This window comes from Paenibacillus sp. FSL H8-0122, assembly GCF_038005345.1.
In the GTDB taxonomy this organism is placed as follows: Bacteria; Bacillota; Bacilli; order Paenibacillales; family Paenibacillaceae; genus Paenibacillus_AQ.
This window is the reverse complement of sequence record NZ_JBBOTB010000001.1, coordinates 5,473,028-5,496,675: the sequence shown is the minus strand read 5'-3', so window position 1 is coordinate 5,496,675 and position 23,648 is coordinate 5,473,028. Positions and strand designations below refer to the sequence as shown.

18 protein-coding genes are annotated in these 23,648 nt (G+C 53.5%); 16 read left to right on the top strand and 2 right to left on the bottom strand.

Features of this window, described 5'->3' with window-relative positions; all coding sequences use genetic code 11:
- Positions 1-91: 91 nt before the first annotated feature.
- A complete protein-coding gene (locus NSS64_RS23720; RefSeq protein ID WP_341141734.1) occupies positions 92-2,371 on the bottom strand; it encodes a helix-turn-helix domain-containing protein in 2,280 nt (759 codons plus the stop codon).
- Between the two features lie 314 nt (positions 2,372-2,685).
- Between NSS64_RS23720 and NSS64_RS23715 the strand changes: the two genes are divergently transcribed.
- The 4 genes from NSS64_RS23715 to NSS64_RS23700 are packed head-to-tail and all read left to right on the top strand — an operon-like array spanning position 2,686 to position 7,972.
- A complete protein-coding gene (locus NSS64_RS23715) occupies positions 2,686-3,579 on the top strand; it encodes an ABC transporter permease (RefSeq protein WP_341142891.1) in 894 nt (297 codons plus the stop codon).
- 15 nt (positions 3,580-3,594) lie between these two features.
- Positions 3,595-4,461, top strand: coding sequence for a carbohydrate ABC transporter permease (locus tag NSS64_RS23710; protein ID WP_341141733.1), 867 nt, complete (start codon positions 3,595-3,597; stop codon positions 4,459-4,461).
- A 40-nt stretch (positions 4,462-4,501) separates the two neighbouring features.
- Positions 4,502-6,067: an extracellular solute-binding protein gene (locus NSS64_RS23705; RefSeq protein WP_341141732.1), complete on the top strand. Its 1,566-nt coding sequence runs from the start codon at positions 4,502-4,504 to the stop codon at positions 6,065-6,067.
- A gap of 24 nt (positions 6,068-6,091) precedes the next feature.
- A complete protein-coding gene (locus NSS64_RS23700) occupies positions 6,092-7,972 on the top strand; it encodes a glycoside hydrolase family 20 zincin-like fold domain-containing protein (RefSeq protein ID WP_341141731.1) in 1,881 nt (626 codons plus the stop codon).
- Between the two features lie 109 nt (positions 7,973-8,081).
- On the opposite strand, the gene NSS64_RS23695 is transcribed toward NSS64_RS23700, so the two are convergent.
- Positions 8,082-10,013 carry a beta-N-acetylhexosaminidase gene (locus NSS64_RS23695; protein WP_341141730.1) on the bottom strand — a complete coding sequence of 644 codons (1,932 nt, stop codon included), beginning with the start codon at positions 10,011-10,013 and terminating at the stop codon, positions 8,082-8,084.
- A gap of 84 nt (positions 10,014-10,097) precedes the next feature.
- Here NSS64_RS23695 and NSS64_RS23690 point away from each other — a divergent pair, with 84 nt between their 5' ends.
- From NSS64_RS23690 to NSS64_RS23635, 12 genes are all read left to right on the top strand, one after another.
- Positions 10,098-10,952 carry an AraC family transcriptional regulator gene (locus tag NSS64_RS23690; protein WP_341141729.1) on the top strand — a complete coding sequence of 285 codons (855 nt, stop codon included), beginning with the start codon at positions 10,098-10,100 and terminating at the stop codon, positions 10,950-10,952.
- Between the two features lie 840 nt (positions 10,953-11,792).
- Complete coding sequence (locus NSS64_RS23685) at positions 11,793-13,238, top strand: sensor histidine kinase (RefSeq protein ID WP_340943857.1); 1,446 nt, start codon at positions 11,793-11,795, stop codon at positions 13,236-13,238.
- 23 nt (positions 13,239-13,261) lie between these two features.
- Entirely contained in the window at positions 13,262-13,897 is a 636-nt protein-coding gene (locus tag NSS64_RS23680) for a response regulator (RefSeq protein WP_036693598.1), read from the top strand.
- Between the two features lie 645 nt (positions 13,898-14,542).
- A complete protein-coding gene (locus tag NSS64_RS23675) occupies positions 14,543-15,283 on the top strand; it encodes a YveK family protein (RefSeq protein WP_341141728.1) in 741 nt (246 codons plus the stop codon).
- Positions 15,267-15,908 (top strand): CpsD/CapB family tyrosine-protein kinase, encoded by a 642-nt coding sequence (locus NSS64_RS23670; RefSeq protein WP_341141727.1) that lies wholly within the window; start codon positions 15,267-15,269, stop codon positions 15,906-15,908. Before NSS64_RS23675 ends, NSS64_RS23670 begins: the two co-directional genes overlap by 17 nt.
- Before the next feature lie 46 nt (positions 15,909-15,954).
- Positions 15,955-16,845: a UTP--glucose-1-phosphate uridylyltransferase GalU gene (gene galU / locus NSS64_RS23665; RefSeq protein WP_340756620.1), complete on the top strand. Its 891-nt coding sequence runs from the start codon at positions 15,955-15,957 to the stop codon at positions 16,843-16,845.
- A 79-nt stretch (positions 16,846-16,924) separates the two neighbouring features.
- On the top strand, positions 16,925-17,617 hold the full coding sequence (locus tag NSS64_RS23660; protein ID WP_341141726.1) for a sugar transferase: 693 nt from the start codon (positions 16,925-16,927) through the stop codon (positions 17,615-17,617).
- Positions 17,618-17,641: 24 nt separating this feature from the next.
- Positions 17,642-18,577 carry a glycosyltransferase gene (locus NSS64_RS23655; RefSeq protein ID WP_209879411.1) on the top strand — a complete coding sequence of 312 codons (936 nt, stop codon included), beginning with the start codon at positions 17,642-17,644 and terminating at the stop codon, positions 18,575-18,577.
- A 15-nt stretch (positions 18,578-18,592) separates the two neighbouring features.
- Positions 18,593-19,939, top strand: coding sequence for an O-antigen ligase family protein (locus NSS64_RS23650; RefSeq protein WP_341141725.1), 1,347 nt, complete (start codon positions 18,593-18,595; stop codon positions 19,937-19,939).
- Positions 19,936-20,709, top strand: coding sequence for a WecB/TagA/CpsF family glycosyltransferase (locus NSS64_RS23645; protein WP_076078985.1), 774 nt, complete (start codon positions 19,936-19,938; stop codon positions 20,707-20,709). The genes NSS64_RS23650 and NSS64_RS23645 overlap by 4 nt, the downstream gene beginning before the upstream one ends.
- A gap of 98 nt (positions 20,710-20,807) precedes the next feature.
- Positions 20,808-22,238: an O-antigen ligase family protein gene (locus NSS64_RS23640; protein WP_341142890.1), complete on the top strand. Its 1,431-nt coding sequence runs from the start codon at positions 20,808-20,810 to the stop codon at positions 22,236-22,238.
- Positions 22,204-23,583, top strand: a complete 1,380-nt coding sequence (locus tag NSS64_RS23635) for an oligosaccharide flippase family protein (RefSeq protein WP_340943848.1) — start codon at positions 22,204-22,206, stop codon at positions 23,581-23,583. The genes NSS64_RS23640 and NSS64_RS23635 overlap by 35 nt, the downstream gene beginning before the upstream one ends.
- The last annotated feature ends 65 nt before the right edge of the window (positions 23,584-23,648 follow it).

Sequence of the window (23,648 nt, the reverse complement as noted above, 5' to 3'; positions counted from 1 at the left end):
ATCCAGACTGGAACGGAAGGCTGCTGAGCTTAGATCAGCAGCCTTTTCTTTGCGTGCATATGGACCATCGAGGCAGAGGAAGCGGACCGCCTCAAGGCCCGTCTTCCGCAGCGGGCAGTCCTCCGCTGGCATGGCTTTTGCGGTATTCGCCGGGAGTAAGGCCGGAGGCGCGTTTGAACATACGGATGAAGGAATTGACATTCAGGTAGCCGACCTGGAGTGCGATCTCCTGAATGCGCAGGTCGAGGTTCATCAGCAGCTCCTTGGCATGGCTGATCCGCAGGTTGTTCAGATAGTCGCTGAAATTGATGCCTTGCTTCTCCTTGAAGAAGGTAGACAGATAGCCCGGACTCAGATTCAGCTTGTCTGCAACAAGATTCAGATTGATATTCTCTCCGTAGTGCTTATCCAGATAGTCCAGCATAAAAGCAAGTACGGGGTCCCTGGTCTCGGATTTCGCCCGCATGGCGGCAAGGATCGGCCGGACCATTGCGTGAAGCCATTCCTTATATTGCCCGGTGGAATAGAAGCTCTCGAAGTTCTCCTTAAGGGCTGGCTGAATCAGTACAGCCTCCTCCAACCCCAGCTTCATTACCGTCTTGCCCGCCTGCTCCACCGCTCCCGCGGCAAAGGCCCGGAAATCTTCGGCCGCAGCGTCCTTCTGGTTCAACTGCTCCAGCTGTCTGGCCAGCCATCCCAGCACCGCTTCCTCATTGCCTGACAGCAGAAGGCCCGACAGCTCCTCCCCATGGGTTACCTTGACATGAAAGGAACGGGCCGATGAAGCGCGCGGCTCCACGATAATCTGGGTTTCTTCGTTCAGCCTGCGTTCTTTAAGCAGTGAGGAGAGAATCCCGTAAGCACCGGTAATCGGAGTCTCTCCGGAGTAGACAGGACTTACCGCGATGGTCAAATAAAAGGCGGGCTCCACCTCCAGCAGCTCCTTCAGAGTCTGGAGTGTCTGAAGAATAGCGCTCTGCGGTCCGCATTGGAACAGCAGCAGCAGGAGCTGGTTCTGCTCCGGCTGCACAGCCACTATATCCCCTTCGCTGCCCAGGAACAGGTGCTGGATCAGCTGCCACAGCATCAGGGTATCCTTCTCCGGGCTCTGGGACGGCTGCTTGAAGCTGAGCTTGAACAGCACGGCTGCATACGGCCGGTCTTCCGCTTGGGCATCCTCCAGATCCAGCAGATTGGGGTTCAGGGGGATGTTCTTAATTTTATGGGAGTAGGCGTACTGGCGCACCAGCGAATTTTTATGCTCCAGATCGGTCTGAATGAATCGGTTGGTCTCCAGAATACGGCTCATGCGCTCCCCGATGATAGCGAATTCCTTCACGCTGCTTAGCTTACCCGCGCCTGTACCCGACTTGCGCTCCAGTGCTGCAATCAGCCGCTGCAGCGGCCGGTTAAGACGGTAACTGAAGAACAGCGAAAACAGAATACTGGTGAGCACGGCGGCAGTCAGCAGGGCGGCCAGCAGCAGCTGCATCTGGCGCATTCCGGAAGTCACTGCAGCGGCTGGTGTAACCTGGACATAAGTGAATCCGGTCTGCCCGCCTTTTTGATAGAAATAATATTGGTCTCCGACCTGCTCATGGTAGCTGATGCTCCCGGAGATGTCGCTTAATACCGGCCGGTCTGCCGAGGTGGAGAACAGCATGACGCCGTCTGCATCCAGAATATAGAACGGACTTGCGCTCCCATCCCCGTAAGCCGTGTGCAATTCGCGTGCATTCAGCATGACAATGCCATAGACCTCCTTATTGGGAAGAACCTGGGTGACCAGCGGCAGCAGCGACCCGAGCGGACGCGAGGAATTCATCGTACTCTCTCTAAAATTAGCTGCAGGCAGGACCCTCATGTACTGATTGCCCATCGTCTGCCGGCTCCAATAATCCGGCGGATACTCCTTGCTGGCATAATATTTGGAGAACATATCGTTCATACTGCTGGTGCCGTCCTTTTCAAAAACATAATCCGCTTCTTTGAAATAGAGAATGAAGTTCTCAATATGCAGGAACGGGTTGGAGTAGACGTTCGCCAGATCCGATTTGACCTCACGGACCACATCATAACGCCTGTTCTCGCGGACCTGGCTCAAGAGGCCCAGGTTGGCCGTCCATGTACGCGATCGGTTAAGGGTTAGAATGATGTTCTGTGTCAGCCGGAAATGATTCTCGTAGCTCAGGGCGGTCTGCTTGAGACCCAGCTCATTCTGGCGGACCATCTCCTGATAGACCTTCTTGCTCAGATATAGATGAGAGACAAGATTGAAAGAAGCCAGCAGCAGGATAACGCTGAGAAAGCTCAGCATTAGCTTCACGAACAAGGCGTTGAAAGCAAATTTAAAGTCTGTTCTTCTGCGCATGATGGTCCCCCTTGCTATGGACATTCTTTTTATACCATCATAGCTCCCGAAAGCTCACACGGACAATATGCACTTTCTTCTTTTTATACGCCGATTCTTAGAAAATCGCTAATCGGGCGATATGTATTATAACATGCTGATAGCGCTATCACGGATTTTATCCCTATAATTCAACCATAACTCCCGGCTTGAAAGGGGAAATAAGCCAACATCACTACAGTATTTAGGGGGGGATGCGTATGGGGCAAGCAAATGCACTGCCGGAGACAACCGCCGGGAGAAACCGGGAACGGCCGCAGCTGAGGGAACGGGTGATGAAGACCTGGAGAAGAAACAAATTATTATGGCTGCTGTTTCTTCCCTGTCTGCTGTATTATTTGATTTTCAAGTATCTGCCGATGTTCGGGCTGGTGATCACGTTTAAGGATTACAATCTGTTCAAGGGGATCTGGGCCAGCAACTGGGTGGGCTTCAAATATTACCGGATGTTTCTGGAGAACCCGGATTTCCTGCTGCTGATGAAGAATACCTTTCTGCTTGGATTATACCGGCTGGTATTCGGCTTTCCTGCCCCGATCCTGCTCGCGATTCTGCTGAATGAGGTAAGGAAGGCATCCTTCAAACGTCTCGTGCAGACGGTAAGCTATCTTCCGCATTTCATCTCCAATGTCATTGTTGCCAGTATGGTGATTATGTTTCTCTCGCCAACGGGAGGGCTGATCAATAATCTGCTCGGCGGCCTTGGCATCGGGCCTATTAACTTCATGAACGAGCCGGATTTCTTCCGTATCATTTATGTACTCTCCGAAATCTGGCAGCATATCGGCTGGGAGACCATCATCTATCTGGCTGCGCTAACCGCCATTGATCCCCAGCTGTACGAAGCGGCAGAAATGGACGGAGCAGGCAGACTGCGGCGGATCTGGCATATTACGCTGCCGGGTATCTCTCCCGCGATTGTCATTACACTCATTCTGAACATCGGGCAGGTGCTGGAGATAGGCTTCGAGAAGGTCTTCTTGATGCAGAATCCGGCGATTTACGAAACTGCGGATATTATCAGCACTTATGTATACAGAGTCGGTATGCAGCAAGGTAATTTCAGCTACGGTGCTTCCATAGACCTATTCATGGGGATGATCAGTCTGGTCTTCATCTATAGTGCCAACTGGATCAGCCGCCGCATAAGTGAAACCAGTCTATGGTAAAAAGAGGTGCTTAATATGAAATTCCGGATGAACCTGTTCAGTATAATCAATGGGATTGCGCTGCTGATGGTTGTGGTCGTTACGCTGTATCCGTTTGTACACATGCTGGCGGTGTCGCTCAGCAGTGATTCTAATGTCATCCAGAATAAAGTGTCCATCTGGCCTAAGGGCTTTAACCTTGACATGTATAAAGTGGTACTGGAGGACTCCAAGATCTGGGTAGCTTACAAGAACACGATCGTCTACACCGTTACGGGTACACTGATCTCCCTGCTCATCACCTCCACGGGAGCTTACGCCTTGTCGCGGAGTGATATGGCGCTGCGCAAAAGCTTGACCATGCTGATTGTGGTCACCATGTTCTTCAGCGGCGGGATGATTCCCACCTTCCTCGTGGTCCGCTCTCTGAATCTGGTCGATACCGTATGGGGAATGGTGCTGCCGGGTGCGGTGAGCACCTGGAATCTGATTCTGATGCGCACGTTCTTCGCGGGCATTCCGAAGGAGCTGGAGGAGTCGGGGCGTATGGACGGATTGAATGACATCGGTATCTTTGCCCGTATCATCGTGCCCTTGTCCAAAGCTTCATTTGCGACGATTGCGCTCTTCTATGCGGTGAGTATGTGGAATAATTTCCTCGGCCCGCTCTTGTATCTGCGCTCCTCGGAGCTGTTCCCGCTGCAGGTACTGCTGCGCAATCTGGTCCTTGCCGGCACCTCCAGCTCAGGAGATGTAACCGGTATTGGGGGGGATAATCAGATTGTTGAAGAATCGCTGAAATATGCGACGATTATGGTATCAACACTTCCGATTCTGGCCGTGTATCCGTTTATCCAGAAGTATTTCGTCCAAGGCGCAATGATTGGAGCCGTCAAAGGCTGACAACGAACAGTACAATTCATAGGAATGGGAGTGGCTTATTATGAGAAAATGGATGACTGCAAGTCTGCTTACCATGATGGCATCGCTGCTTCTGTCCGGCTGCAGCGGCAACAATAAGAATGCAGCCGTGCCGGAAGCTGCTGTGCAGGAGGGCAGTGAAGGTTCGGGAAGTCCGTCTGCATTGCCGGTCAAGACCTTCACGGCGCTGCTGGACAACAATGCTACGTTTCCTTATTCGGAGTCCTGGCCAGTCTGGAGCTGGCTGAAGGAGAAGACCGGTGTCACCCTGAAGGTGCAGACGCCTTCCGGGGAGCTTGAAGAAAGCCTCAATCTGGCGATTGCCTCCAAAAACCTGCCGGACATCCTATATATGCCGAACCGTAAGGAATCTAACAAATTCGGCCAGCAAGGCGCTCTGGTGGATATCAAGGAGTATATGGACAAGATGCCGAACCTGAGCAAGTGGATCCAGCAGTATCCTGATGAAGCTAAGGCGGCGTTGTCCGCAGACGGGAAGATGTATATGTTTCCGAACCAGGGCTTCGGAGAGACGAACCGCTTAGTCTGGATGTACCGGAAGGATATTTTTGACAAGGAAGGCTTGAAGGCGCCAACGACCTATAAGGAGCTTCATGAAGCTCTTCAGGTGCTGAAGGCGAAATACCCGGATAGCTTTCCGCTCTCCATCCGTTACGGGCAGAACCCCGATGAGCTGAATGCCAGCATGACGATAAACTTCGGGACCAGTGAGGGCGCATATTATAATTTTGATAACAGTGAGTGGCATTACGGGCCAACGGAGCCCGCTTATAAGGAAATGCTCGGCATGTGGAAAAGCTTCTATGATGAAGGGCTGATTCCTCCGGATTTCCTCTCGCTGCAGACAAAGCAGTGGCAGGATATGGTATCTACCAGCAAGTCTTTTGTCACCGTCGATTATATCAGCCGGATTGATTTCTTCAACAATGCGATGCAGAAAGACAACCCTGAATACAACATGCAGTTCCTGGCTCCACCCGCAGGTCTGGCGGGCGGCAAGCAGCTCAATCCATATTTTCACTATCTGGAGAGCGGTCTGACAGTGGCTTCGACCTCGAAGCAGATTGAAGACATCATGGCCTATATGGATTTCTTCTATACAGAGGATGGGCGTACACTTGCAAGCTGGGGCAAGGAGGGGGAGACCTATACCAAAGAAGGCGATACGATCAAGTTCAAGCCGGAATACAGCGATGTGACCGAAATGCGCAAGCAGACCGGGCTGCAGACCAGCGGCACGTATACCTGGATCGACTTTGATGCCCATCTGTCGCTGTTCTCCGATAACCTGAAGCATGCTTATGAAGAAGCGGCCAAGTATGACCCGTCTGCCATGCAGCCCCGCCCGGCCTTCACCGAGCAGGAGAATGAAGTGATCTCGCTTACCGGGGAAGCGATCAACAAGCACCGGGATGAGAGCTTCGCCAAATTCGTCACCGGCTCCAGAAATCTTGCCGAGTGGGATAAGTATGTGGAGGAAATGAACAATCTGGGCGTGGATAAGCTGGTAGGCGTATATAAGGAAGCTTACGACCGTATGCAGAATGTGCAGCTGAGCGGGGAATGAAGCTGCAAGATAAGGAGGAGAGTCATGTATAATTTACTGCCAGAACCGCAACAGATGAAGCTTGAGGACGGAAGCGCTTTTCAGATCAATGACGGAGTATGGCTGAGTCTGATGATGGAGCAGGAGGAGCCAAGGCTAGAGCGGCATTGCCGCCGTGCTTTTCCCGGGGCGAAGCTGGTCAGCTCCACAGAAGGCAGCGGCTATTCTCTGCTGCTGCACAGCGCGGCGGGAACGTCTGCTGGTGAGCGTCTGCAGAAAGGAGCGCTGGGAGGGGGCAGCGGTGAGAACGGCGTAGCGGGAGCCGGGCTAGTTGGAGTGCTGGAAGCGGAGCTTTCGCTGCTGGAAGACCGGAAGGAGAGTTATCTGCTGGAGGTGTCTGAGCATCGCGTTCGCATCCGGGCTACGGATGCCGCCGGGCTGTATTATGGGCTCCAGACCTTGCTGCAGCTGCGGAATCCGCAGGGAGAGTTATTAGCAGTCACCATTATGGACTGGCCGGATACCCGTTTGCGTGCGATGAACTATGACCTCCGCCAGACCTTCTCGAAGCCGGAGCTGCTGGTCCGTTATTTGGCTGATTTCTCCAACTACAAGATCAATGCGGTCCTGATCGAATACGAAGACAAGTTTCCGTTCCGGAAGTATCCGGAGCTGACGCACCCGCAGCATGCGCTGAATCCGGAGCAGCTGGAGGCGCTGCTGGGCGCTGCGAAGGAGCATTTTATCGAGATTATTCCGCTTCAGCAGAGCTTCGGGCATCTGGAATATGTGCTTCGGCACGACCGTTGGCGGCATCTCCGGGAGACCGAGTCTTCCACCGGAGAAATCTGCCCGTCCCGTCCGGAATCCTATCAGCTCATTACGGATTTGCTGGAGGAGATGATGGAGGCTCATCCGGACTCCCCTTATATTCATCTAGGCTGTGATGAAGTGTATAGCTTGTGTGAGTGTGCGCAATGCCGGGAAGCCTTCGGCGGAATCCGGGAGCGGGCGTTCATCGCCTTTCTGAACCGGCTGATTGAATTCACTTCAAGCCGGGGCAGAACGCCGGTATTCTGGCATGACATGCTGGATAAATGCCCGCCTGAGGAACTGGCAAAGCTGGACCCGCGCAGTGTAGCGATGATCTGGATCTATAACGGCCGCAATATTGAAGCGGAGGTCTCAGGGCTGGCGGACAAATTCCGGGCTCTCGGCATTGAAGTGATGGGTGCACCGGCGGTCCGCAGCTTCGACTCGGCAGAGCATCAGAATTATCCCGTGCTGGATAACCGGACGGATAATCTGCGGCAGTGGGCTGAAGCAGCCGGTCGTCTCCATCTTGATTGCGTGGTGGCTACGAACTGGACTGCCCCGTTCAGTCTGGGAGTCCCTTACGGAATCTTTGAAACGACCTGGTATCCCATGCTGCTTCATGCGGAGCTGGCCTGGAACCGGAAGGCGGATACGGAGACTTACATTGACCGCTTCCTGGAGCGGTTCCACGGCATTCCTGCCGGGAAGGCGCATGAGCTTCAGGGAAGGTACAGGCTGGAGGATTATTATAATCTGATCTGGAAGCTGGTTGATGAAGTCCGGCTCAACAAAGATGTTGCCGGACTGATTGCGGTAATGCATGATTTTGAAGAGGCTACAGATCGTTCGCGGGCTATCCATAAATACGTCTACCGCTGGGAGATGTATCCGGGGGATGAGGCGGAATGGCAGTCCCTGCTGAACAGTTACCGGCATAACCGCCATGGGCGGGAGGCGGTCCTCCCGCGCATGACAGCAGCGTTGGAACAGTATCAGTCTCCCGATATGGCCGCTCATTTTGTAAGCTCGCGTTTCTTCCTGCATGATTATCTGGAGCGGACCTTATACCATGTGATGGGGCTTCATTTGGATCACTCAGCAACCAGTTGATAGAACTCTTCAAGCAGAGTCAACAGGACAAGTCTCCAAGTTAACAGCGGGGCTTGTTTTTTTGGCATGGAATGATGACTCATTTTCCATTTGTCTAAACTTAGAAGCTTTACTCCACAGCCGCCCCACTCAGCTTGGCGGTAAGTGCGGTATATTCCCCGCGCAGGCGGACCAGCTTCGAGACACTGCGCTCCAGGCCGCCCGGCCGGTTGCGCCGGGTCCAGAGCTGGCGGTACTGGTGAAGCAGCAGATCCAGATCATGGATCAGCGCCTGAACCTGCGCTGCCTGGGGCTGCGAATCGGCTGCGGCGAGCTGCTGCTTGAGCCGGGTGAGCTGCACGGCATGCTTCACGAAGTGAATGCCGCTGCGCAGCTCCTGGATCACCAGCCCGGCATCGCTGCATTCCAGAACCGGCTGCTCAAGCCGGGCTTCAAGGCCGAGGATGTACTGCTCAAGCCTGTCAAGCTGCTCTACAGGCAGCTTCGTAGCCAGCTGCACATGCTCCAGATGGCTGCGCAGCAGCATAGACATCTCCGTGTCATTCGGGCGGACCGTGCCCGACTCCAGCTTATAGTAGTTCCCCAGATCTAGCAGCAATTGTCCGATGGTTCCTGAGCGGTCTTGGAAGACCGATGTGTTCAGATAATGCGCCACATCCACCTCCAGATTCCCGTCTACATTCCAGGCCAGTGCTGCCCCGTAGGCGAATCCGGCATAGCTGACCGGCAGATGCTGCCAGTGGCCGAAATCGCCCCAGTCGGTAATCAGGTAGCCGACAGCGCCGTTTCTCTTGCCATGCACCGCAGCGCTGCGCAGATTGGCGAGCATGTTGTCGGTCCTGCCGGTGAGCGAGTTCCAGGAACTGGTTCCCGGACAGACATAGAACGGGATGCCTGCTTCCTTGAATTTGCGGGTATCCGCTTCAAAAGGATGAGCCGCGCTGTACCCCCATTCCATGGCGATGATATCCTTCGGCAGCCGGGGGATCAGCCCGGGATGCTGGATGATGATATCGCCCCAGAACTGCATGGTTTTGCCGCGCTGCTTGACCAGTCCGTGAATCTTCTGCAGGAAGGAGAGATACAGCTCGCCTTTGCCGGAAGACTCCGCCAGTGCCTGGCTTGCGCCAAGTCCCAGTTCATAAGTCTCATCGCAGCCGACATTGAACATCTCTGAGCTGAAGTAGGGAAGGAGGTCGTCATACATCGTGCCCAGAAGCTGCAATACCTCAGGGTCCTCCGTATGGAAGGTGCCGGGATGCATGAACAATCCTTCCGGGTATAAATCGCTATCATACATCTGATCCGGGAGCATGAAGCCTTCGGGGATCTCTGCCAGATGGTTGAACTCCGGCCGGGTCAGCCAGCCTTCCATATGGCCGAAGCTGTTCTGGTTGGGCACCAGCTCAATATACCGCTCGCGGCAGTAGGCATCCAGCAGCAGGATTTCATCGCCGGTGAGCGGAGTTTCCAGCTCCCATACCTGCGGGAAGGATTCGTAAGCAAACGGAGCTCCTTCTATATATAGCTGCAGCTGATTCAGCTTGAGGTCCGCCATGAGATCAATGATCCGGTACAGGGTTTCCAGCTTGGGGATTTTGTTGCGGCTGATATCTAGCATCAGTCCTCTGGCGGCGAAGTCCGGCTGATCTTGAATATGCAGATAAGGCACAGTTCTGCCGAATTGCACAAGGAGCTGCTTCAGCGTCGCCGCTGCATAATAAGCGCCTTGCGGGGAACTGTAAGCGGCAATGAGACCTTTTTCGTTAATGTGCAGCTCGTAGGCTCCTTCTGCAAGCAGTGGGTTATAGCGGAAAGTGCAAGCCGGAACTGTGGCAGACCGCTGCCCTATGGACAGAGGCAGACTGAGACGGACCACCTCGGAAGCGGTCTGTTGAAGCCTGCGGGCTGCGGGAAGGGCAGACACCTGATCCTCACCGGCCAGCACAATGCTGCCCCGGGAAGGAAGGTGGAACTGTCCTGCGGATACCGTGATCTTCTGCGGTCGGGGAAAAAGCTGTAAGTGAACAACATCAGACATAGCGTGGACACCTCTTATTCATGTAGAATATGATCATCTTCATTATCAACATACCACTCCTGAACACATGGAGGAATGCAGTGTATGCCCAAGCTCATGGATTATATGATCAGCCCGTATCCAGTAAGAATTATTGATCCGAAGGTGGAGGCCGCCAGGCTGCGCCTGAAGTCGATTCGTGTCGGGCAAGCCGGCCATCTGCCGGGAAGAACGCTGTTTCGTTCGGGTGTCACCTTTGAACACTGGGCACTTGTATATATAGTCGCAGGAGGCGGAACTTATACGGAGAACGGAGGACCGGAGCAGCAGGTCCATGAGGGAAGCCTGTTTTTTTTCAGACCCGGTTATAGCTACAGCTTCGGACCGCCCCCAGGCGGGTATTGGGATGAATACTATATTAATTTCAGCGGAAGCCGTGTCACAGAATGGCTGGAAGCGGGAATGATTGCGAGTGGAGAGGTAACCCGGGGGGATAAGGCGGAAGGGCTGAAAGCGTCCTTTGAAAAGGTTCTGGCGTACATGGCCGGAGATGTTCCCGGTGATGCGGACCGGGCTGCGCTGCTGCTGGAGGAGATGCTGCTGGAATGCTCGCTGCAGCTCCAGGGCAGCCGCCGCCCGTGGCGGCAGGAAGCCATGCCGCTGATCCGGGAGGCGCTGAATGCCTGCATCTATGAGCAGCCGGATCTGCCGGGGATGGCCGAGCGCCTGCACCTGTCCATGTCTACACTCCGCCGCACAGTGCGGCGGAGCAGCGGGTACCCGCTGCATGAATATATCCACCGGCTGAAGATGGCCGAGGCCAAGCATTTGCTGCTGAATACCTCCCTGCAGGTGCAGGAGATAGCGGGAATGCTTCATTATAGGGATAGTTTTTATTTTTCAAGGCTATTCAAGAAATATATGGGCCTCTCCCCGCAGACCTGCCGGAATCATCTCTGACATAATAAACGACATAATTCTACTTTTTATCTTAAAAGAGTCTCGAAAAAATGTCGTTTTTTGCAGATTTTTGTTGACACGCAGAAAAAAACAGTGATATGCTCTAGATAATATTAGCAGTTCTAGAATAGTTCTTCTAGACTATGCCGGAGATGAGACTATTGAGAGAGTATTACTGCATCAGTTGCCGCAGTCTCCATAAGGTGGTAGGACCTAATCATACCTTGCGTATTTTGTCCACCGGGTATCATATCGTTGGCGAACAGCGCTATCAAATTTGTATATGTAATCATGCCAAGCTGGAGCAAGCTGTGACGGCGGCGACCGAATAGACTGTGCCGGGTGTACTCACCGGATAACCGAAGACTTCTCTTTTGAAGAGCCTGTCCCTTGAGGGAGAGGCTCTTTGTCATGCCTGGAGCTGAATTGGATAATTTTGCATACGCTATCATTTGAGAAGCTGGATAGAGATGGTTAATTTTTCATGAAAAAAGAATAATTATACCCATTTTATTTTCAAAGTAAACGCTATCATTAGAAATCGAAACTTGTTATTGTGATTTTTCTCATGTATGATGCTTTTAAACATAGCTTAGAATAAACTCGAATTTTCCACAAACTGGAGAATAGGGTGGTGGGATGAACATTAAATTAACAGTCGAAGACCGTACGATCGCCTTTTTCAGAATCTTTTCTTTGTCCCTCACATCGTTTATGTACCTCATGGTTTCTGCGGGGCCTTCCGTAATATACAAATCCCTACTAATCATTGTGCTATTCTTATTTGCCCAACTATTCCCGTACTATTACCGGAGGTTCCATGCAAGAGCCCGTACTCTAATGCTGATGGTCAGTATGGAGACGGCACTCATTGCGGTGTTGATGTTATTTACTGGAGGATACGATAGTCCTTTTAAGCTATATGTACTTAATCCGGTGTTGTTTGCGGCGGGTGCGCTCTCTTTGTATTGTGTCTGGAGTCTGATCCTGGGGTATATTGCCATGGTGGCGGTATCGGGCTACATGGAAGCCGGTTCTCCGGGTCTTACGATAGCTGAAATTATGCTTGCCAATGGTAACCTGTTTCTAGCCCTGGCTCTCGCGGTTATAGTTATGCAGATGGTTAAGGGGATAAAGCGGCAGCGGGAGGAAGCGAACGCGCGGACCAACGATACCATGGAGCATATCAAATCGCTTTATCACATCGTGGAAACATCAAGCCAGCATGACTTCATGAATATTGGCCAAGTCATTACCGACTATGTGGTCAAGCTTACTAAGCTGGAGAAGGCCCTGTTCTGGTTCGCCAAAAAAAGCGGTGAGCCTGCTCCGCAGAGCCGCCAGACGGGATGGCAGCATGAGGAGGAGCGCTTTCTGTTCATGGAGCTGGAGAAGCATGAGCATGAATGGAGGCTGCAGCGTGAACCGGTATTCAAGAGTATGCCGGGGATCGGCGACTTCCTGCTGATGCCGGTAAGAATGAGCACCCGGTTCGTCGGTATGATTGGCGTGAAGCTGGAAGCCTCGGAAGGGCTGGAGGGCCGCCGGTGGTATATCCAGCAACTGATGTTCCTGTCGGAGCTGAGTGCGATTATTCTTGAGCGCCACGAGCTGGGCGTGATCGAGAACCGGCTGATCATCACGAACGAGCAGAACCGGATCGCCGATGAGATGCACGACAGTGTCTCCCAGAGTCTTTTCGGCATCGTCTATGCGACCCATTCCCTGAAGCAGACGTGGCGCAAAATGTCTGAGCGGGAGCTGGAGGAGCAGATTGAGCTTATCCATGATTCAGCCACCAAGGTAGCCAAGGAGCTGCGGATTACCATCTACAGCCTCAGCTCGAAGAAGAGCGGCGGTCCGAGCTGGCTTGGGATGGTGCGCTCGCATCTGAAGAGCCTCTCCCGGCTTAATGATGTTGAGATTGAACTGAAAATAACGGGGGATGATTTCAGTCTCCCTTATCCTTACCACAAGGCACTCTTCCGGATTATCTCCGAAGCGACCGGCAACGCCATAAGACACGGTGCTGCCAGCCGGGTGGATGTAGAACTGTCGCTTAAGCCGAAATGGATTAGACTATCGATTGTCGACGATGGCATCGGTTTCGATGCAGATCTGATCTGGGCTGAATCCGAGGATCACTCAGGCGGACTGGGAATGAAGAATATGCAATATCTGGCACAGTCCCTTGGAGGCGATTTCCAGTTAACCAGCAGCGAGAACGCTGGAACCAGAATTTTAATCTCTATACCTGTCGGTGTGGCTGAACTGAAAAATGCATAAACTTTAGGCAGGAGGTCGTTCAAGTGAAAATCGTCATTGTTGATGATCACCCTTTGGTGAGAAGAGGATTGGCATCTGTGATATCGATGCAGTCCAATCTGCAGTTTGCCGGCGAAGCAACGAATGGCCAAGAAGCTCTTCTCGTGATTGAGGAGATACAGCCTGATCTTGTGCTGATTGATCTGAAGCTTGCCGATGAATCGGGCCTGGATATTATCAAGGAAGCCCGCGTGCGCGGATTCTCATGCAAGTTCATCCTGCTGACATCCTCAGCCAGCCGGGAAGATTTCCTGAAGGCGGAGGAAGTGCTGGTAGACGGTTATGTACTGAAGGAAGCTCTGCCTGAGGAATTGCTGTTTGCAATTCAACTGGTCCACAAGGGCAGGAAGTATTACGATCCCGGGCTGATGGAAGATAAGATGCGCATGAGCGGCAGCAGTCCGACGGATGAGCTTACACCCAAAGAGAAGGAAGTTCTGATTGAGCTGGGACAGGGGGCCTGCAACCGCGAGATTGCTTCACGCCTGTTCATCAGCGAATTCACCGTCAAGAAGCATGTCAGCCAGATTCTGGCGAAGCTGCAGGTGGCGGACCGGACGCAGGCGGCCTTATACGCCAATGCTGTCGGGCTTACCAAATATGAGATGTCATACGATTAATAATCATCCCTGTGAATGATCGGGGACGGAGCACGGACAATACTGTCCGTGTTTTTTTGCGTTCCGGGAAATCAAAGAAGGGGGGAAGATTATCGGTGCGGGCCGAATGTATGCGAAAAACAGCATACATCGGGCGGCTGTGAGGTCCACGGCCCGAATGTATGTGAAAAACAGCATACATTATGTTCGCAAGCAGGCACACGCCCTGAATGTATGTGAAAAACAGCATACATTATGTTCGCAAGCAGGCACACGCCCTGAATGTATGTGAAAAACAGCATACATTAGCTCGCAAGCAGGCACACGGCCCAAATGTATGCGAAAAACAGCATACATTGTGCTCGCGCGGAATGCTGACACGAAGGTGCACCGGCATCCTTCACCCGGCTGGGTGATTTTTGTGTTTGGGTAAGTAAACACCTGAAGGAGGCAAGGCTCACCGGGGGTGTTAGCATTTTCCATGGATATGGTACTAAAGTATACCATTCACCCCCTCTAGCGGACCAAACGGGGGTACTCGAAAGTGAAGTGTAAAGTGATGCGAGGGGGCATGTGATAAATCCTGCGCATTGATAGAATAAAAGCAAGACATCTGAAACTTTCATGATTGCTTTCAAAACGAACACAAGCGGAAGGAGGGTTACTGTGGAAAAGACGATTCTGGATTACATTAACCTGATAAAGAAAAAATTATGGTTAATCATGGTATTTGTACTGATCTCCTGCGCCACCACCTTCTACGTCAGTAAAAACTTCGTTGCACCCGTCTACTCCGCCTCTGGACAGCTACTGGTCAACAACGTTGTGAATGTCCCCGAGAGCAATAATCTCAACGCACTGAACTTCAGTCTTAACCTCATCGAGAGCTATAAGGAAATCATGAAGTCGCCAACCATTATGAAGAGTGTGATCGCGGAGCATCCCGAGTTCGGTCTGACGGCGGGCCAACTGGCTGCCAAGCTGCAGATCAAATCCTCGGAGAAAAGCCAGGTGATTAATCTGACCGTGGAGGATAAGGATTACGGCACCGCAGCTACGATTGTAAACGCGGTTTCGCAGACCTTCATCCGCAGCCTGCCGGCACTGATGAATCTGGATAATGTAACATTCCTGACTCCGGCTGATCCTGCAGCCCAGCCTCTGCCGGTCAACGGCGGGGTGACCATGAATATTCTGATCAGCTTCGTGGTGTCACTGATGGCAGCGGTCGGGATTATCCTGCTGATGGAGACGCTGAACAGTACGCTGAGAAACGAGAAGGAAGCGGAATTTGAGCTTGGCCTTCCGGTCATTGCCAGTATTCCGGCGATCCGCAAACGCGATTTCGGCAGTGCGGATAATGACAAGGCAAGAGTAGGGGAGGGCAAATATGTTACGGCTGAATAGAAGTCTTATTACAGATATGAACCCGTCCTCGCATGTCTCCGAATCCTTCCGTTCGCTGCGCACGTATATCCGCCAGCTCGGCTTGCTGAAGGGGCCCGGCGGACAGGTGCTGCTCTTCACCTCAGCGGAGAGCGGCGAAGGCAAGACCACGATTCTCTCCAATCTGGCTGTATCCTTCGTACAGGATGGCAAGAAGGTAGCGGTGGTGGATTGTAACCTGCGGAAGCCCGGCCTGCATAGCGTGTTCGATGTGGAAGGCAGCCAGGGGCTGGCAGCTTACTTGAGCGGCTACGAGGAAGCGAAGGACGTTCTGGTATACGGCAGCCTGGCGAATCTGGCGGTAATCCCTGCCGGAGTAAGTACGGTCAGTCCGCCGGATCTGCTCGGCAGCGAGAAGATGGCCGGACTGCTTACAGAGCTGAAAGCAAGCTTCGATCTGATTCTGCTGGATTCCCCGCAGGGGGTCGATTACAGCGATGCACGGATTCTGGCCCCGCTCTCGGACGGGGTGGTCATTGTCGCCAGACACGGCCGGACGAAGCGCGAAGCGCTCCGCAAGCTGAAAGGTCTCATGGAACAGACAGGTGTAAGGATTCTCGGAATAGCAATGAACCAGACCAAGTAGAACACCGAAGCGGCAATGTGAACGAAACTATTGGGAGGTATGTGTGATGAAAAAGGTAAAAAAGGTAATTATCCCGGCGGCCGGGTTAGGCACACGTTTCCTTCCGGCGACCAAGGCAATGCCCAAGGAAATGCTGCCTATTATCAACAAACCGACGATCCAGTATATCGTGGAGGAGGCCATTGCCTCCGGGATTGAAGACATCATCATTGTAACCGGTAAAGGCAAACGGGCGATTGAGGATCATTTCGACAATGCCTTCGAGCTTGAGTCCAGACTGCTGGAAGACGGTAAGCTGGAGCTGCTCAAAGAGGTGCAGCGGTCCTCCAAAGTGGAAATTCACTACATCCGGCAAAAGGAACCCAAGGGTCTAGGCCACGCCGTATGGTGTGCCAGACGGTTCATCGGCGATGAGCCGTTCGGCGTTATGCTCGGCGATGATATTGTAACCGGACAGGTCCCTTGCCTGAAGCAGCTGATCGACCAGTATGAAGAGACCCAGAATTCGGTGATCGGGGTACAGGTTATCCCGGATGAATTCACGAACCGCTACGGGATTATCGAGCCGGATATGCAGGACGGGAAGCTCTACCGGGTGAACAATTTCGTAGAGAAGCCTCCGCTTGGAACAGCGCCTTCCAATCTGGCAATCATGGGCCGCTATGTCTTTACCCCTAAGATCTTCAAGTATCTCGATCTTCAGGAGAAGGGCGCAGGCGGTGAGATTCAGCTGACGGATGCCATTCAGAAGCTGAACCAGAGCGAACGTGTCTACGCTTATAACTTCGACGGTACAAGATATGATGTCGGCGAACGGCTCGGCTATATTTTGACCACACTGGAATTTGCCTTAGAGAGCGAAGATCTGCGTTATCAGGTCATGGATGCTATGGCGGAATGGCTGAACAAAGCGGGACAGACCACGCTCAGCAGCTGAGACGGTTCCCCGAGAGCGAGCGACACAAGCCGGAGTCAAGAAGTAAGGCTGCATAAACCTTTACGAGAAATGAGGAGAGATGAGCATGCAAAAACTGCCGGAAGACTATGAGGCCGTCCTGCCGAAACTTTACATGCTGCATTCGGGTGAAGAAAGCAAGGGAATGGAATCCTATCTGGTCATGAAGCGGATCATCGACATCTTGTTCTCTGCCCTGGGGCTGCTGTTCCTGCTCCCGCTCTTCGCAGTGGTGGCTGTTCTGATTAAGCTGGAAGATCCGAAGGGCAAGGTGTTCTTCCGCCAAATGCGGGTCGGCAAGGACGAGAAGCTGTTCCCCATGTACAAGTTCAGATCCATGGTCTCTAATGCCGAGGAGCTGAAGGAGAGTCTCATGGCCTATAACGAAGTAAGCGGCGCGATGTTCAAGATCAAGAATGATCCCCGTATTACCCGGATTGGAAGATTCCTGCGCAAGACCAGTATTGATGAACTGCCGCAGCTCTGGAACGTGCTGATGGGGCATATGAGTCTGGTGGGTCCCCGTCCTCCGCTCGTTGAAGAGGTGGAGCAGTACACGGAATACGACAAGCAGCGGCTGATGGTAACCCCCGGCTGCACCGGCTACTGGCAGGTAAATGCCAGAAACAGCGTCGGCTTCGACGAGATGGTTCAGCTGGATCTCACGTATATCCACATGCGCAGCACGATGCTGGATCTGAAGATTATTGTCAAGACTGGCCTGATGCTGCTGGGTTCCAAAAATGCTTATTAAAAATATGGGAATTAGGTGATGCCGATGTTCGTACACGGAGATGGACCTGAGATTTCCATTATCATATGCACCTATAACCGGTCGGCGCTGCTGGTGAAGACTCTTCATTCGCTGCTGCCGCTGGAGAATTTGCACCAGGCCGAGATCATCGTCGTGGATAACCAGTCCACGGATGATACGGCGGCCGCCATTAAGGGGTTCATCGAAACCTATGGTGCGGATATGGATATCCGTTATCTGCTGGAGCCGGTTCAAGGGCTGTCAGCAGCCCGGAACACGGGAATTCTGGCTTCCAAATCGCAGCTCATCGCCTTCCTGGATGATGATGCGATCCCTTGCCGGACCTGGATTACAACCATTGTGAACACCTTTGCGGATAAGCCTGAGGTGATGGCTATGGGCGGCAGGATTGCTCCGATCTTCGAGAGCAAGCGCCCGGATTGGCTGATTAAGCCGTTCGAGCTTCCTTATACGATTGTCGATCTGGGGAGCCGGATCAAAGAGTATCCGAAGCGCCTTCACCCTTGCGGGGCCAACATGGCGATGCGCAAGCCGGTATTCGATATCAGCCTGTTCCCGCTGGAGCTGGGCCGCAAGGGCGATTCGCTGCTCTCGGGTGAAGAGACCTGGCTGTTCAGCCAGTTGCAGCAGGAAGGGCATTCGATTCTCTATCATCCCGAAATGGCCGTGGATCATTTCGTTCCGGCGAACCGGCTGACGGAGGACTGGATCATGAAGCGGTACTATAGCCAAGGCATATCAAACGCTATGAAGAGTGAAGGAATGAAAGGGCATCTGCTGCTCCTGGGCAAGACAGGTGCCAAAGTCATCTACATCCTGGCAGATTCCGTTCTTTCCCGCAGTAAGGGAAGGAAGCTGCTGAATAAATGCCGGCTGGAGAGTATTCGCGGAACTCTTCATATGATTCTTAACCGGAAGAGGGAATCCGCAGCGGGGTGAGGGGAGGTACGCGCGATGACCCATTTTGAGTGGGGCTCCAAAATCAATAGTCTGCCATATGGAATGCTCTATCTCGTAACCGCACTGTTCCTGGGAACAGCCGTCATCTTCCAGCCGGTCATCGCAGTAGCGGCCGTATTCTTCATTCTGCTGCTTGTTGCCTCCCTGTCACGCCCTGAACTGATCAGCTATTTCGTCCTGCTGACCACAGCGGTCTCGATTAACTTCCTGTACAGCGGGAGTATGTTCGGTATTGAGATCCTGTCGCTCTACAAGCTGGTTATTCTGATGCTGCTGGTGCCGTGTATCCTGGTCAATGGCCTCAGGTTCAAGCTCAGCCCACCCTTATGGGCGATGCTGGCCCTGATTCTGCTCACCTTCAGCTTCTCCATCTGGCTGCCGGAGATGAGCACATCGATTGCTATCAAAGCCTTCATCGGACTGTCTCTGCCCTTCGTGCTTCTGCTGATCAACTGGAAGAAGGAGGTCGCCGAGAAGCAGATTCGGATCATTACCCTGCTGCCGCTGGTCAGCATGCTGCTGGGCGTGGTGCTCCAGGCTGCGAATATACATTCACTGGTAGCCGTTGAGTTCACAGGCGCGGTACGGGTGCAGGGGGCGAACATACCACCTCACCTGGCGATGCTGGCCTTCATGGGAGTAGCGATCGCGTTCATCGAGATCAAGCGCAGTCCGCAGTATACCCGGTTCAATTACATCATGCTGGGGCTGAATTTCTTCATTCTGGTGATTACAGGCACGCGCGGGCCGATTCTCGCCCTGGTCCTGATGGTGCTCTATTACTTCTATGATATCTCCCGCGCTTTTCTGAAGGGCAAGAAGAAGTACCTGCTCCCGCTGCTGGGCTCACTGCTGATCATTACCTCGGCGGTGTACCTGCAGCTCGACAACCTCAAGAAGCGCTCCTTCGAACGGACGACCGAGACGGGAATTGACCTGTCGGGGCGGGCGGAGGCCTGGGAGTACTTCCTGAACAAGGCGGCGGATTCGCCGGTGGCAGGGCGGGGGCTTGGAGCCGTAACGGTGGCGAATGACGGAACGCTCTACGGAGGGTTCGTGGTTCCGCATAACGAATATATCCGCTTTTATTACGATGGGGGATACATCGGGGCCATCCTGCTGCTGCTGTCCTTGCTCGCTGTGTTTCTTATGGTATACAGAGTTCTTTTGCCGGCGGTCAAACCTTATTTCCTGCTCTTTATTGCAGCATTTCTGATCTATTCTTTCACGGATAACACGCTGTCGACGGTCCAATTTATCATTCCGTTCTGTTGGTACCTGAACTGCCTGTATCGATCTTCACAGCTGGCCGATTCCCCACAAAAAGAAGTGATACGATGAACCAAGTGAACATGTTCGATGTCAATTTCGATAACTATGATTTCATGGACCTGCTGGATTATATCGACAGAACCATTCAGGAGAGGAACCAGTCCTACATCCTGACCTGTAACGTCGACCATGTGATCAAGCTGCGCAAGGATAAAGAGTTCCGGGAAGTGTATTCCGAAGCAGGTGCCGTAGTCGCGGACGGGATGCCGATAATCTGGGCGTCCAAGATGCTCGGCAAGCCGCTGAAGCAAAAGGTGTCCGGCGCAGACCTGTTCAGCCGCCTGGGCAATGCGTTCGAGCAAAGGCAATACCGGTTGTTCTTCCTCGGTGCCGCCGAGGGTGTGGCGGAGCAGGCTACCAAGAATCTGAAGGCCGCCTTCCCGGGCATTAACGTAGTGGGCTGTTACTCTCCTTCCTACGGCTTCGAGCACAACGAAGAAGAGAACCGGCATATTATCCGGCTGCTGACCGAGAGCCAGCCCGATATCGTATTCGTAGGAGTAGGTGCACCGAAGCAGGAGAAGTGGATATACCGTCACTATACCTCCTACCAGGCGCCGGTCTCTATCGGCGTAGGTGCAACCTTCGACTTCCTGTCCGGCTCGGTGAAGCGGGCACCGGATTTCATGCAGAGAACCGGCATGGAGTGGCTATGGAGACTTAGCCAGGAGCCGGGCCGGTTATGGAAAAGATACCTTGTCGACGATGCCCAGTTCCTGGTGCTGCTGCTCAAGGAGCTGCGCAAACGGGGCAAGGTGAAGAACAGCAGTACGGATTGAAGAGTGCGGCGAAAGACGGGAGGCAGGGAATGAAGATGCTAAGCAGAGATGAGAATAGTCTGAATCTTCCATCGGCACAAGCCGTGAAGTCGGCTGTAATGATGACCTTGATCTGCGCTTCGGCGCTGGCCCTGCCGCTGGCGATCGGCTTCGCCAGTGCGAACCTGAGCGCGTCGAACAGCCTGCAGGGCATCATTCTGGCAGGCATCCTCTTTCCGGCCTTGCTGCTGGCCTTGCTGAATACACGGATGCTCATCCCGTACACGCTGCTGATCTGGGCGGTTGCCCCGGAGCTGCGGCGGATTGCAGACTGGTACGAAGGCGTGTATCATTCCGTCTCTCTGCTCAGTCTGGCCCCGCTGCTGACCGGAGCGACCTTAGCCATTCCGGTGCTGCGGGAAATTCACCGGATCCGCAAGTCCTCCACCCGGATTATTCTGCTGTTCTCCATCGCTCTGGCCTACGGCGCATTGATTGGTCTGGCGAAGAACGGCATCGGCTCGGTATACGATCTGGCGAATTACATCGTACCGCTGCTGCTGATTCCTTTCTTCGCGGTGACGCCGTTTAAGCCGAAGGATATCGACCGGCTGCTGTACGCTTTTGCCAACATAGCCGTACTGGTTGCGATCTACGGGATTGTGCAGTATTTGACCGTTCCCCCCTGGGACGCCTTCTGGATGCGGAATGCCGATATGATCTCAATCGGGACCCCCTATCCGCTGGAGATCCGGGTCTTCTCGACCCTGAACTCTCCGGGTCCGGCAGCAACCTTCCTGGTCTTCGCCCTGGTGCCGATGATTCTGGAGAAAAGATGGCAGGGTACTCTGCGCTGGCTCGGTGTTCTGCTCGTAGTAGTCTGCCTGCTGACTACGCTCGTCCGTTCCGCATGGCTGGTCCTGCTGGTGATGCTGCTGGTCTACATCGCTTCCTCTCCCTCCAAGGGCAAATGGAAGACGCTGCTGCAGCTTGCATTCGTGGCAGCCGCGCTGTTCTGGATCGTGCCGAAGCTCCCTGGAGCAGAGGGGCTGGTGGCCCGGATGGAGACCTTGACCTCCGTGCAGGAGGATCATTCCTACAATGAACGCCTCAGCCTCTGGACCAACATGCTGCCGATGGTGGCAGGCAATCCGGTAGGGCAGGGGATCGGCAGTGTAGGCCAGGGCACCAAGCTTGGAAACGGCGGAGAGCTGGGGGAATACGGCAATATGGATAACGGCTTCATCGCGCTGCTGCTGACCTTCGGTGTACTCGGCGCATTGTTCTTCTTCGGGGCACTCGGTGCGGTCATCAAGGAGATCGGCGCCAGAGTCACCCGCAGGAATGAACTTCAGCCTTACGCCAGACTGGCGCTGGCGGCGTGGATGGGGGCTGTAGCCAGCCTGATATCGGATAACGGCTTTCCCGGTCTTAAGGGGTATCTGATCTGGATGCTGATCGGACTTGGCCTCAGTGCCAAGGAGCTCACTCAAAGCAGAAAGAAGGGACTACCGCATGCAGCAGTCAAGCGCCAAATCACTACCCGCTAACCGGGTATGGTCCACCTTCCGGAGATTCACGAAGAGTAAGGACAATAGCTCGGCTGCTGTCAAAACGATGTTCGTCAGCGTGCTGATCCTGCTGGTCAATATGCTGACCGGTGTACTGACCGCCCGTTATCTCGGCCCGTCAGGCCGGGGGGAGCAGACAGCGATGGTGAACTGGTCGCAGTTCCTGGCCTTCAGCATGAGCTTCGGCATTCCCTCGGCGCTGATCTATAACGCCAAGAAGAATCCGGAGGAAGCCGGGGTGCTGTACCGGATCGCCCTGCTGATCGGCCTGACATTCGGAACCATCGCCATGACAGTCGGGATACTCGTGCTGCCTTACTGGCTGGGGTCCTTCAGTCATGAGGTAGTGGTCTTCGCCCAGTGGTCGATGATTCTCTGCCCGCTGATTGTGGTGTCGCAGATCAACAACGCGGCCTTCCAGTTCAGAGGGGATTACAAGACCTTCAACTGGATGCGGTACCTGGTGCCGCTGCTGACACTGGGAGCCATCGGGATTCTGATCCTGACCGGTTACATGAATCCTTATACAACTGCACTGGCTTATCTGGTTCCGTCGGCTCCGCTGTTCATCTGGATGACCATCCTGCTGCTGCGGACCTACAAGGTCAAGCTCCGGGATTCCTATCTTAATTTCAAAAGATTGTTCACCTATGGTCTGGGCTCCTACGGAAACGACCTGCTCGGACAATTCTCGGTATACATAGACCAGATCATCATTGCCGGATTACTGAGACCGGCAGATCTGGGGCTCTATGCGGTAGCGGTCAGCCTGTCGCGTATGGTGAACTTCTTCGCGAATTCGATCACGGTGGTGCTCTTCCCGAAGGCCTCCGAGATGTCGAAGGACGAAGCGGTTGCCCTTACGTTCAAGGCTTTCCGGATCAGTACTACCTGTACTCTGCTAGGCGCAGTGTTCCTGATGCTGGTAGCGCCCTTTGTCATCCCGCTGCTCTACGGCAAGGATTTCAATACCGCGCTTACCGTGTTCCGCCTGCTGCTGCTGGAAGTAACCATCAGCGGCGGGACGCTGATTCTAGCTCAGGTGTTCATGGCGCTGGGCAAGCCGAAGTTCGTATCCATCCTGCAGGGGGTCGGCCTGATCCTTGTGATTCCGCTGCTCTTCCTGCTGGTGCCGAAGTTCGGACTGTTCGGAGCCGGAGTGGCTATGCTCTCATCAGCTGTGCTGCGGTTCTTGTTCATTATTCTCAATATCAGGTACAACCTGAAGGTTAAGCTTCCTCGGCTGCTCATTAACGCCCAGGACCTTCAGTGGATGAAGACGACGATGAATTCGTATATTCGTAAGAAACCTATGGATGTGTAGAGGATGTCTAGGCAGTTAAGGGTTTGATTCAAGTGTTTTGCTTATGAATCAAATGGTTTGTATTT